General features: G+C 63.8%; 8 protein-coding genes. 4 read left to right on the forward strand and 4 right to left on the reverse strand.

Annotated elements, in window-relative coordinates; translation table 11 throughout:
- Nucleotides 1-351: 351 nt before the first annotated feature.
- From HDG37_RS05290 to HDG37_RS05305, 4 genes are all read right to left on the reverse strand, one after another.
- Nucleotides 352-2067 carry a recombinase family protein gene (locus HDG37_RS05290; RefSeq protein ID WP_184045003.1) on the reverse strand — a complete coding sequence of 572 codons (1716 nt, stop codon included), beginning with the start codon at nucleotides 2065-2067 and terminating at the stop codon, nucleotides 352-354.
- 41 nt (nucleotides 2068-2108) lie between these two features.
- Complete coding sequence (treF, locus tag HDG37_RS05295; RefSeq protein WP_409259944.1) at nucleotides 2109-3836, reverse strand: alpha,alpha-trehalase TreF; 1728 nt, start codon at nucleotides 3834-3836, stop codon at nucleotides 2109-2111.
- Nucleotides 3837-4189: 353 nt separating this feature from the next.
- Nucleotides 4190-5686, reverse strand: a complete 1497-nt coding sequence (locus HDG37_RS05300; protein WP_184045007.1) for an alkaline phosphatase family protein — start codon at nucleotides 5684-5686, stop codon at nucleotides 4190-4192.
- A 275-nt stretch (nucleotides 5687-5961) separates the two neighbouring features.
- Entirely contained in the window at nucleotides 5962-7878 is a 1917-nt protein-coding gene (locus HDG37_RS05305; protein WP_184045009.1) for a potassium transporter Kup, read from the reverse strand.
- A gap of 404 nt (nucleotides 7879-8282) precedes the next feature.
- Between HDG37_RS05305 and HDG37_RS05310 the strand changes: the two genes are divergently transcribed.
- The 4 genes from HDG37_RS05310 to HDG37_RS05325 are packed head-to-tail and all read left to right on the forward strand — an operon-like array spanning nucleotide 8283 to nucleotide 12068.
- A complete protein-coding gene (locus HDG37_RS05310; protein WP_184045011.1) occupies nucleotides 8283-8978 on the forward strand; it encodes a TetR/AcrR family transcriptional regulator in 696 nt (231 codons plus the stop codon).
- Nucleotides 8975-9940, forward strand: a complete 966-nt coding sequence (locus HDG37_RS05315; RefSeq protein WP_184045013.1) for an HlyD family secretion protein — start codon at nucleotides 8975-8977, stop codon at nucleotides 9938-9940. Before HDG37_RS05310 ends, HDG37_RS05315 begins: the two co-directional genes overlap by 4 nt.
- Nucleotides 9937-10920: an ABC transporter ATP-binding protein gene (locus tag HDG37_RS05320; RefSeq protein WP_184045015.1), complete on the forward strand. Its 984-nt coding sequence runs from the start codon at nucleotides 9937-9939 to the stop codon at nucleotides 10918-10920. The genes HDG37_RS05315 and HDG37_RS05320 overlap by 4 nt, the downstream gene beginning before the upstream one ends.
- A gap of 32 nt (nucleotides 10921-10952) precedes the next feature.
- On the forward strand, nucleotides 10953-12068 hold the full coding sequence (locus tag HDG37_RS05325) for an ABC transporter permease (RefSeq protein ID WP_184045017.1): 1116 nt from the start codon (nucleotides 10953-10955) through the stop codon (nucleotides 12066-12068).
- Nucleotides 12069-12077 lie beyond the last annotated feature (9 nt).

The following is a 12077-nucleotide window of genomic DNA, read 5'->3' on the forward strand; positions in this document are numbered from 1 at the left end:
ACCGGTACATGGGAGGAACGAGTCATGAAAGAACCCACGCGAGACCCTAGTGCCCCGGTTCTCAAACACTGCACGGTGAGCGCACTTCAATGGGAAGGCTACACAATTACCGGTGAGGATGGCAGACCCGCGACACTCGCGGTTATTGACCAAGATGGCAAAGTCCTCGACGCGGGGCCAGAAGTAGCACAAGAAATCTGGGACTTGGCTATCCTATCGTACCGACAGGTCCTTGTCGGCGAAAGCCTACTACGGATCTACTCTACGCCCGAAGGACTCTTGCAGGATAGCGACGACGAATAAAAAGCGGCCCACGATAGGGGCCGCCTTATCATCCGAATTCGCTTGCGCTCATTTCATTCGAGGCGTGCGCGCCGGTTTGGGTAGTGGTTTCGACTTGCGCGTCCTTGTTGCCTCAATCAGTTCTCCGGTTCGCCGGTTAAATTCGAAGCCCATGACGACGCCGCGCTTCGAAGTTACCCGAACGGCCATATGCTCGCCATCGCATTCGAACCCCTTCGAGAAAACGTCGATGCGTTCGAACGTCTCCTGTACTAACCTACGGGTCTTCATCCTGGCATCGTAATCGAGCGCCATGACGTCCGAGACGAGGTCGGCCCACGTCTCAGCCGGTGCGGGTTGCGCAGCCGAATTGATGGATAGCTCGCGCTCCAGCTTCGTGATCGCCTGCGTGAGCGTTCGCTTGTTCGTCTCAAGCTCGCGTAAGACTTCGCGAAACGTCGACGGTAGCGCGTCGCCATTCAGCATCTCGTCCTTGATACCCTTGAGCTTCAGGTCTGTCTTCGCGAGCGAAGCCCGCTTCGCCGTCAATTGCCTCATGAGCGGATCTGACTTGTCGTTGCCGGTGAACAGATGATTAAGATTCATCTGGTTTGCGCAGAACGTCATGATCGCCTTCTCAACCGGGACGCCGCTACAACTCGCGCCGCCTCGACAGTCAGCCGCTCGATTGGCATACGAACCGCAGCGCAAGCGACGAAAGTACTGATGCGTTGTTCCATCTGCTCGCGTTGTCGTAAGCGTCTGCCCGACCATAAGTTGGCGGCAGTACCCGCAATAGCACATCTTCATACCCGTCAGGATGGCAGGGACTTTACCTTTGCCTTTGCGGACGCCCCTCTTGCCGACGAGCAACTGTAGTTCGTCGAACTCGGTCTCGGTTATGAGCGGCGGATAGTAGCCCTTGAGCGTATAGGTCTGGCCGTCTACGACGACTACCTTATCGCCTTTCAACGCGGGATAGGTAATGAGCTTATGGATTCTGACGACCGCGCGCTTGTCACTAATCGTTAGCCCTTCGGTCTCCATGCGGCGCGTGATCTCGACCGAACCGTGGCCCTGCCTATAGAGATCGATGATTCGTTGCATTGCAGCAGCCTTCTCGGGTACAAGCTCGAAACGCTTCGCTTCCGTATCGTAGAGAATCCAGATCGGGTCTGTGCCTTTGATCAGCTTTCCGTCCGATACGCGAATATGCCTCGGCTGTCCGATCAGTCCGTGATACTCGCCTTTAAGCCAGCGCTCGCACTTGTCCCGATACGCCCCGCGAGCGTTCGACGACTTGCGACTGCTCTCGTCGTACGCTCGCACCATGACCGCAAGCGCAAGGAATAGCGGCGATGGATCTCGCGCTAGTTCTTCACGGTTGTAGCGTACGCCGTCGTGCATCGTGACGATATCGACGCCGTAAGTATTCACGATTGCGTTGAACTGCGTCTGCGCGTTCTGCGCGCTCTGGCGGCTCAGGCGGTCAAGGTTTTCGACGATCAGCGTATCGCCGGGTACGACGTCACCGGCTTTGATACGCTCGATGAACGCGCCGAGCGCGCCGCCCTTCTTTACGTGCTCGCCCTTGTGAGCGGACTTGCCGCGGTCTTCCATGCGTAGCGAGCGATCGAGTATCAGACCGTGCTGCTTGGCCCACGCTTCGGCGTAGGCATCCTGCCGTGCGATCGAGCTACCGTCTGCCTGCTGTAAACTGGAAAAACGGGCGTATGTATAGATTCGTGGCGTGTTGCTTATCGCGCTTTGCGCTTTCGTTGACATTGTTCATCTATCCTGTGGCGTACTAGCTGTATTGAGCAAATCTATTCGCGGCAATCGAGCTTCGTTGAACTCATCGCGTCCGGATAGAGCTGCATCAGCACGCGTAGCACACCTGCGGCCGAGCCTTCGCTTCCATTCGGCTGAAGCCCTTGCTGGACGGAGCCCTGCGCACATTCATCTATTATACTTTGAGGTCCAACGAGCTTGCCGGTGCGCTGGTAGTACGCGACGTCGGTGCGGATCCAGCGCGTCGCGATATCGCGCGCGAGCTCCGGCTCGCTATAGCGGCGCAGCCCGATTACCGCGAGGTACTGCAGCGGCGCCCAGCCGTTCGGTTCGTCCCACTGCTGGCCGGTGTTGGTCCGCGTCGTCGCGAGACCGCCCGGACGCAGCAGATCGCGCCGGATCGTCTGCGCCACTTCGCGCGCGTCGTTGCGTGTCGCGACGCCGGCGTAAAGCGGGTACACCGTCGCGGCGGTAAGCCGGTGCGTGAGCGTGCGGTGCACGAAGTCGTAGTCGCCGAAAGCGTGCAGTTGCGGATCCCACAGCACCCGGCGGATCGCATCGGCGCGCACCCGGGCGCGTAGTTCGAGATTCTCGGCGTGGCCTGCATCGCCGGTCACACGGTAGGCTTTCGCGAGCGTGCGTTCGAGGTCCACCATCAGGCAGTTCAGGTCCACCGGCACCAGCGAGGTCACGTCGATGCTCGCGAGCGTCCTGCCGTCGGCGAACCAGCGCGAGCTGAAATCCCAGCCGGTTTCGCCGCCCGCGCGCAGGTTGCGCCACAAATCCTGCGCATCGCGTTGCGGCATCCGCTGCGCCGTCATCACATCCTCGCGGAACGACTCGTCGCGCGGCGCCGCGCGCTCGTCCCAGTAGCGATTGAGCAGCGTGCCGTCGGCGAGGCGCACGAGATGGTGGGCCGCGTTGCCCGGCGCGAGATGGTCGCTGCCGGCCATCCAGTACGCGTATTCACGGCGCAGCTCGGGCAGATAGCGGGCGTAGACCTGATCGCCCTCCTTGCGCGCGACGAGCTGTACCATCTGCGCGAAGAACGGCGGCTGCGAACGGCTCAGGTAATACGTGCGATTGCCGTTGGGAATGTGGCCATAGCGGTCGATCAACGTCGAGAAATTGTTCAGCTCGTCGTCGACGAGCGCGTGCTGGCCGCTCGCGTCGAGCCCCAGCAGGATGAAGTACGAATCCCAGTAGTAGATCTCGTCGAAGCGGTCGCCCGGCACGATGTACGGCGACGGCAGCGGCAACAGCGACGAGTACGGGCTCGCGCTCGCGTCCGGTTCGCGACGCAGCACGTTCCACAGCGTATCGATGTGCGCGGTGACGCTCTCGTCAGGATCGGACGCGTAGCGCTTCGGCGCGCGCGGAGGCAGCGTGAAGCGCTGTTCGACAAATTGTTTCAGGTCGAAGCGCGGCTCAGCACGCTGGCTGTCGTAGTCGGCGATGACCTGGGCCGGCGGCTCGCCTGGCGACATATCGGCAAACGTCTTGCTGTCCGGGTAAAGATGCGCGAGTTCGACGTCGCGATACAGCTCGCCGTACAGCTCGGACGGCGGCGTCGGCACGACCGGCGACGGCTGCGCGTGATCCGTGTTTTCGACGTGCCGGTCCGCGACGCTGCTGGCGGCATTCGCGGCAGCGGCCGATGCGGGCAGCGTAACGGCCGGCACGGCCGGCTGGGTCTGCGCGACCGTCGGCGCGGATTGCGCAATGACGCTGGTGCTTGCGGCGAGCGCCAGCGCGGCGGCCACGTTGGCTACAACGCGGCGGTATGGCCGCTCGCGGGAACACCAAACGGGAAGATCGTAACGAAATGGCATCGGCGGACCCGTTGAGGACGACGCGGTGACGTCGACGTAGGCGGCCCGCCGCGCGCGCCGATGACATGCTGCACGCTGCCGCGGGGCTTCGAGACGGTCTCGCCAGCAAGTGCGGGGCCGGCTTCGCAAAACTATGTCGCGCGCAAGCGTTTCTCACCAAACTGCGCTCAAGGCATGAGCCTTCATCAGGCCGTGCATCCCGCCGTGCGCGCTGCCATTCAGAATCCGGCGCGGCCCGGTCCGGCGCCGGCTTGCGGCCCGCTCATTTTAAGCGGAAAGCCAGCTTAGCCTCCGGTCCGGAATCCTAGTGACGCCGCCTTCGCGCGCAGATCCGCGAAGCGGTCCGCCGTCGGGTTGATCGCCAGCTTTTGCGACTGATCGATCGCCGCTACGGAGCTTGACGGCGAAGGCGCCGCCGCCCCCAGACAGGTCCCGCCGAACGGCCCTTGGGCGACCGTGAACGCGGGAGCGTCGGTGCGCGGCGCGTCGTTGAGATCGAGCGCGTAGGCGAGATTGAAGGTCGCCGGATCGCTGCCGCGCACGCCAAGCGGCTGTAAGCCGAAGCGCCATTGCAGCAGCGCGTGAATCGAGCTGGGGTCGAACGGATAGCGCGTGATCGAGTTCGCGCGCACGCGCGGGCCAAGCAGCGCGAGCGGCACGCGAAAGCCGAGCTTGCCGTCGTTGCCGAGTGTGAGCTCGCTGTTGCTGATCGGCCTGGTGGGCGGCACCACGTGCTCGAGAAAGCCGCCCCATTCGTCGTAGACGACGATCATCAGCGTGCGGCTCCACGTCGGGCTCGTGCGCAGCGCCTCGTAGACCTGCGCGAGAAACGCCTCGCCGTCGCGGATGTCGGCATGCGGATGATCGTCGGCGGAAACGCCTTCCGGCTCGCCCGTGAAGGACGGATCGACCATGCAGAATGGCGGCAGCGTCCCGGCCGCGGCATTCACGAGGAAATCCGCAAACGGGCGCGAAATGCCCAGATAACGCGTGCCATAAAGCGCCGTGAACGGCACGTCATGGTAGTAGTAGCGACAGTCGATATTGCCGTCGCTCAGCTTGTCCCAGATCGTGGCGAGCGACGAAGTGTCGGTGCTGTCGTCGAGCCGATCCGTTGCGCCGCTATGCAGATAGAGGCGATTGGGAAAGGTGCTGGTCAGGATGCCGCTGAAGTAGAAGTCGCCGATCGTGTAACTGCTCGCCACGGCGTTGAAAAATTGAAGATCGGCCGACGTGTAGTAGCCGATAGGCAGCAGGTCGCCCGGGATCAGGCTCGTGCCCGGCGTGAGCAGCCAGCCATTCATCGCACCCGATGCCAGTTGCGTGCGCGCCCCCGAAAAGCTGTGATTAGGGTCCTGATAGGCGCACGCCTGATAGCCGTACGCGGCATTCGCCGCGAGGGAAAACGGCGTTTGCGTCGCGCCGAACGCGTCTTTGAAGTGCTGGTTCGCGGGCATGCCCTCGGCCCCCGGCACCCAGCCGAGGAAATGGTCGAAGGAACGATTTTCCATCGTGACCAGCACGATGAAGTCGATGCCCGAACTGGCCGGCGCGGGCAACGCCGGGCGCGGCAGGCTGTAGCGGTCGGCGGCGTTGGGCGATGGAATGTCGGTAATCGAGGACGCGGGTTCGCTGGCGCTCCCGCCGCCCGGTTGGCCGTCTCCGCCCAATCCACCGCCGCCTCCGCAACCCGATAGCGCAACGCTGCCGGCCACCGCGGCCACGCCCGCAAGAAAGCGGCGGCGGTCGTGTCCGTGATTCTGTTGAGTCTCGTCGCCCATGACACGTCTCCTCGCTGGATGCGGCGCGGGCGTCCGTCCATGCCAGCCTGCCGCGAAGCAAAACGCCCGCGCCGATTCGAGCGGCGGGTTGGTCGTGGGCAGCAAGTTTCGAACCCGAGGTATCCGAGGGCCGTTGCGAGCGGCGCTCGACGGTAGCGTGGGACAAGGGCGATTCGCCTCCGCCTCGCGTGCTGGCTACGCAGGCACGGCGGTTATGGGGCCGAGGAGTATCGAAGCAGGCCGGCCGCTGCTCCACGCTTGCTGAACGGCGCGCTCTAGATCTCCACGCGCGCGCCGACTTCGATCACGCGATTGGCCGGTAGTTTGAAGAACGCCGCGATATTGCCCACGTTGTGCAGCATCACCGCGAAAAGCCGCTCGCGCCATAGCGCCATGCCATGGCCGCGTTTGGGCACCACGGCCGCGCGGCTCAGGAACCACGATGTGTCGTCCAGGTTGAAGGCCAGTTCCGGCGATTTGTAGGCGGCCAGCGTGCGCGGCAAGTCCACTTCGTCCTTGAATCCGTACTTCACCGTTGCGTGCCAGCAACCCGTGCACAGCGGCCTGATCTGCACGCGCTCGGTTTCGGCCACCCACGGCACGTTCTTCGTTATTACGCTCAGGAAAATCGTGCGCTCATGCAGCACACGGTTGTGCCGCAGGTTGTTGACGAGCGCGTGCGGCACCGCTTCGGCGTCCGGCGTCAGGAAGATCGCCGTGCCGCCCACGCGCGTCGGCGAACTTTCGAGCAGCGCAGCGAGGTACGGCTTGAGCGGCGTCTTTCCCGCCCGCACGCGTGCTTCGGCCAGCATCATTTCCCAGCCGCGTCCCCACGTCGCCATCACCGTGAACACGATCGCGCCGATCACGAGCGGGAACCAGCCGCCATCGACGATCTTGAGCAGATTAGCCGAGAAGAACAACGCGTCGATCACGAAGAAGAACGCGGTGGACAGCAGGCACAGCAGCCAGTTGTAGCGCCACGCGTAATGCACGACGAAGAACGTCAGGAACGTGGTGATGAGCATCGTGCCGGTCACGGCGATGCCATACGCGGACCCGAGCGCCGTGGACGAGCGAAAGCCCAACACCGCCGCAACCACGGCGATCAACAGGATCCAGTTGATGCCGGGCACGTAGATTTGCCCGATCTCGCGCTCCGACGTATGCACGATGTTCATGCGCGGCAGGAAGGAAAGCTGCATGGCCTGCATCGTCATCGAATAGGTGCCCGAAATAACGGCCTGCGAGGCGATCACGGTGGCGATTGTCGCCAGCACGATCATCGGCACGATGGCCCACTGCGGGAACAGGCGGTAGAACGGGTTTTGCACCGCGCCGGGGTTCGCCAGCAGCAGCGCGCCCTGGCCCAGATAGTTGAGCGCGAGCGCGGGAAAAACGACGCCGAACCAGGTAAGGCGGATGGGTCGCTTGCCGAAATGGCCCATGTCGGCGTAGAGCGCCTCGGCGCCCGTCAGCGAGAGCACCACCGCGCCGAGCGCGACGAACGCGAGCCAGCGGTGACGCATGACGAAGCCGAGCCCTTCCAGCGGATTGAGCGCATACAGCACGACCGGCGCGGCCATGATGTTCGCGACGCCCGCCACGCCGATCACGACGAACCAGAGCACCATCACGGGCCCGAACACGGCGCCGATGCCGCCCGTGCCGTGCTTTTGCGTGACGAACAGGATGATGAGCGCGGCGAGCGTCACTGGAATCACATAGGTCTTGAGCCCGGGCTCGACGACTTCGAGCCCTTCCACGGCGCTCAGCACGGAAATGGCTGGCGTGATCACGCTATCGCCGAAGAACAGCGCCGCGCCCATCACGCCCACCACGAGGAGGCCGCGACGCAAACGCGGCCGCGACGCGATCGACGACGCCGCGAGCGCGAGCAACGCCATGATGCCGCCTTCGCCATGATTATTCGCCCGCAGGATCAGTACGACGTACTTGAGCGAAACGACGATCATCAGCGACCAGAAGATCAGCGAGACGATGCCGACGATATTGAAAGCATTGAGCGTGAGACCGTTGCTGGGATCGAACACGGTGGCGAGCGTATAGAGCGGGCTCGTGCCGATGTCGCCATAGACCACGCCGAGCGCGGCCAGCGCGAGCGCTGGCAGAGCCGGCGACGCTTCACCGTGGCCTTCCTTCGCCGGCGCGGCGGATGCGGAATGTGCCATGTCTGCCTCCTCATACGAATCGCGCGTGAGCCGTGAGGGCCGCGCCGCGGGTTCGCCTCGATTCTTGCGTTTCGTCGACGTGAATTCGTTTGGGTCGTACGGGCTGGATCGTGCCGGGTGTGCGCTAGAGAAAGTATAGAAATTTCCGGCGAAAGTGCGCTTCGCGCGGGGATGCCAGCTGCCGCCCATGGTCAGCTTAACGTCAGGCGGAACGGCGAAAGCGAAGCTACCCAGGCAGTGACGTCGCGCGTTTCCTGACGCGGATCAACGAGAGAATAAAGGCCGCCCGCCGCCAGGGGTTTCCCCTCCTTCGCCATACCGGAAAATATCCTAGTATCAATGAGTTAAAACTAACTAACTCATCAATTAGTCTGGTGTCCATGCCGCAAGCCGCCCGTTCCCGAATGGGTCGCCGTCCTCATCCACAGGACTTCGACGCACGCGAACATCTGCTCGATGTCGCGGTGGCGCTGTTCGCCGAGCGCGGTATCGCCAACACGACGGTTGCGCAGATCGCGGCGGCGAGCGGCGTGACGTCCGCGATGGTGCACTACTGGTTCCAGACGCGCGAAAAGCTGCTCGACGCGTTGTTCGAGGAAAGGCTCGTCGCCGCGTTCGGCGCGATCTGGGACCCGGTCGATCCCGAACACGACGAACCGCTCGCGCTGACGCAAGGCATCGTCAAACGCATGTTCGATGTCACCGAAACCATGCCGTGGCTGCCTTCTCTCTGGCTGCGCGAGATCGTCAACGAAGGCGGTTTGCTGCGCGAGCGCGCGTTTGCGCGCATCCCCGTGCAAAAGCTCGCCGCGTTCGGTCAGAACATCGCGCGTGGCTGCGCGTCGGGTCAGTTGAACGCCCAGCTCGAACCGTTGCTGCTGTTCAACTCGGTGCTCGCTCTGGTGATGTTGCCGCAGGCAACCGCGAGGATCTGGCAGCGCCTGAATCCGCGTACCTCGTTCGATCGCGCGACGCTCGAACGCCATGTCGTCGCGCTACTCGCGCAGGGCATGAGCGCAACCACGGCGGTCGAGACCAACGCCAAGGCCAGAACCGGGGCGACGTCCACCGCACGCCGCGCGAAGGGGAAGCCGTCATGATCGTGTTCGCCAGCTCATCCCGACGTGCCGCGTTGCTCGCGCTGTGCATCGCGTGCGCAAGCTGTTCGCGACCACCGGCGAACACGTGGCAAGGCTATGTGGAAGGCGAGTTCCTGTACCTCGCGTCTTCGCAGGCGGGACAGTTGACCGAGCTCGCGGTCTCGCGCGGGCAGACCGTCGCGCAGAACACGCCGCTCTTCGCGCTCGAAGCGCAGAACGAAACCGACGCCGTCGCGCAGGCGGGCGAGCAACTGCGCTCGGCCCGCGCCCAGCTTGCCGATCTTGGAACCGGCAAGCGTCCGCCGGAAGTCGCTGTGACGCGCGCGCAACTCGTGCAGGCCGAAGCCGATGCGGCGCGCGCCGCCACGCAGTTCCGCCGCGACCAACAGCAATTCGGCGCGGGCGGCATCGCGCAAAGCCAGCTCGACGACTCGCGCGCGAGCGCGTTGTCGAGCGCCGCGCACGTGCGTGAGTTGCAAAGCCAGCTGGCCGTCGCGCGTCTGCCTGGGCGGATCGAACAGATCCGCGCGCAGCAGGCGCAGGTCGACGCGGCGCAGGCCCAGCTCGGCCAGGCCCAATGGAAGCTCGATCAGAAAAGCGTGCACGCGCCGCACGCCGGCCTCGTGTTCGACACGATGTATCGCAGCGGCGAATGGGTGCCGGCCGGCAGCCCCGTCGTGCGCATGCTGCCGCCGGAGAACGTCAAGGTGCGCTTTTTCGTGCCCCAGGGAGTGGTCGGTTCGCTCGCGCCGGGCCGTCGCGTATCGATTCATTGCGACGGTTGCGCGGCCGATGTGCCGGCCGTGCTCAGCTTCATTTCGGACCAGGCGGAGTACACGCCGCCGGTGATCTTCAGCAACGAAAGCCGCGCGAAGCTCGTGTTCATGGTCGAAGCCCGACCTCAGACCGCCGATGCGCCGAAGCTGCGGCCCGGCCAGCCCGTCACGGTCACGCTGCAATGAGTGCGCCCGTGCCCCCCGGCAATGCCAGCGACCCCGTGTACGCGATCGACGTGCAGGGGCTGAACAAGCATTTCGGCACCAAGCACGTGGTCAACGATGTCACGATGCGCGTGCAGCGCGGCGAGATTTTCGGCTTTCTCGGCCCCAACGGCAGCGGCAAGACCACCTGCATCCGCATGATGTGCGGACTGCTGACGCCCGACTCCGGCAGCGGCACGTGTCTCGGCTACGACATCGTGCGGGACAGCGCGCAGATCAAGCGGCGCACCGGTTATATGACGCAGCGCTTCTCCTATTGGGAAGATCTGACGATCCGCGAAAACCTCGACTTCGTTGCGCGCATCTACGAGATGAAGAACCGCCGCGAGGCGGTCGATCGCGCGCTCGAACAGCTTGGCCTTCAAAGCCGTGCGAAGCAGTTGGCCGGCGCACTGTCGGGCGGATGGAAGCAGCGTCTCGCGCTGGCCGCGTGCATGCTCCATGAGCCGGCCCTGCTGCTGCTCGACGAACCGACCGCGGGTGTCGACCCGAGCGCGCGCCGCGACTTCTGGGAAGAGTTGCATCGCCTCGCCGCGCGCGGCATCTCGGTGCTCGTCAGCACGCACTATATGGACGAAGCGGAACGCTGCCACAAGCTCGCTTATATCGCCTACGGCAAGCTGCTCGCGCAGGGCACGTCGAAACAGGTCATCGATTCGCAAAGGCTCGTGACGTGGGCCGTGTACGGCCAGAATCTCGTCGAGCTCGGCGACCGGCTGCGCCGCTCGCCCGGCGTCGAGCAGACGGTGGCGTTCGGTTCGTCGCTGCACGTGAGCGGTCCGGACACGCCCGCACTCCACGCCACGATCGACCAGCTAGCTCATTCGGACCCGGCGCTGCGGATCGAACCACAGGAAACCGGCCTCGAGGACGTGTTCATCTTCATGATGAACCGCTCGACCGACAATTACGCAACCCCTTCCGCGGGCAAAGCATCGTGAATTCCGCGCGCCGACTTCCACGCTTTTCGCCGATGCGTTGGTGGAGCATCGTGCGCAAGGAGTTTTTGCAACTGAAGCGCGACCGCATCACGTTTGCGATGATGATCGTGCTGCCGATCATGCAGATGGCACTGTTCGGCTTCGCGATCAATACCGACCCCAAGCATCTGCCGACCGCCGTCATCGCCGCCGATCACAGCGAGTTCACGCGCAGTTTCCTGATGGCGATGCGCAACTCCGATTACTTCGACATCGTATCGACGCTGCCCGACGAAGAATCCGGTCGCCGCGCGCTCGCGCAGGGCAAGGTGCTGTTCGTGCTGAATATCCCCGTCGGTTTCACGCGCGATCTGGCCAAGGGCGCGCGGCCATCGCTGCTCGTCGAAGCCGACGCGACGGACCCCACCGCGGTGGGCACCGCGCTCGGCGCGCTGCCGTCGATCGCGCAGTCGGTGTTGCAGAAGGACCTCACGGGTCCGCTGTCGACGCTCGCGGTCGGCCCGGCCGCTTTCGACGTTCAATTGCACCGGCTCTACAACCCCGAAAGCCTGACCCAGTACAACGTGGTGCCCGGCCTGATGGGCGTGATCCTGACGATGACGATGGTGATGATGACGGGCCTCGCGATCACGCGCGAACGCGAGCGCGGCACGATGGAAAATCTGCTTGCCACGCCGGTACTGCCGCTCGAAGTGATGACCGGCAAGATCGTGCCTTACGTGGCGATCGGATTGGTGCAGGTCAGCATCATTCTCGCGGCGGCGCGCTTCGTGTTCAACGTGCCGTTCGAGGGCAGTCTGATCGCGCTGTATCTGTCCGCTCTATTGTTCGTCGCGGCCAATCTGACGATCGGCATTACGCTGTCGTCGCTCGCGCAGAATCAGTTGCAGGCCATGCAACTGACGATGTTCTATTTTCTGCCCAACATCCTGCTGTCGGGTTTCATGTTTCCGTTCGCGGGCATGCCGAAGTGGGCGCAGTACATCGGCAACCTGTTGCCGCTCACCTACTTCAACCGGCTCGTGCGCGGCATTCTGCTCAAGGGTGTCGGTTGGGCCGACATGTGGCCGCATGTATGGCCGCTGCTGATCTTTCTGTTCGTCGTAATGGGTATCGCCGTGAAGTTCTATCGGCGCACGCTCGATTGAGGAAGGCCT

The sequence above is a fragment of the Paraburkholderia sp. MM5384-R2 genome (assembly GCF_014201025.1).
Lineage (GTDB): Bacteria > Pseudomonadota > Gammaproteobacteria > Burkholderiales > Burkholderiaceae > Paraburkholderia > Paraburkholderia tuberum.

Excerpts from the sequence above, each read along its gene's own strand:
- HDG37_RS05290 (WP_184045003.1), bottom strand. The coding sequence starts at position 2,067 with ATGTCAACGAAAGCGCAAAGCGCGATAAGCAACACGCCACGAATCTAT.
- HDG37_RS05325 (WP_184045017.1), top strand. The coding sequence starts at position 10,953 with ATGCGTTGGTGGAGCATCGTGCGCAAGGAGTTTTTGCAACTGAAGCGC.
- HDG37_RS05310 (WP_184045011.1), top strand. The coding sequence starts at position 8,283 with ATGGGTCGCCGTCCTCATCCACAGGACTTCGACGCACGCGAACATCTG.
- HDG37_RS05320 (WP_184045015.1), top strand. The coding sequence starts at position 9,937 with ATGAGTGCGCCCGTGCCCCCCGGCAATGCCAGCGACCCCGTGTACGCG.
- HDG37_RS05315 (WP_184045013.1), top strand. The coding sequence starts at position 8,975 with ATGATCGTGTTCGCCAGCTCATCCCGACGTGCCGCGTTGCTCGCGCTG.
- HDG37_RS05305 (WP_184045009.1), bottom strand. The coding sequence starts at position 7,878 with ATGGCACATTCCGCATCCGCCGCGCCGGCGAAGGAAGGCCACGGTGAA.
- HDG37_RS05300 (WP_184045007.1), bottom strand. The coding sequence starts at position 5,686 with ATGGGCGACGAGACTCAACAGAATCACGGACACGACCGCCGCCGCTTT.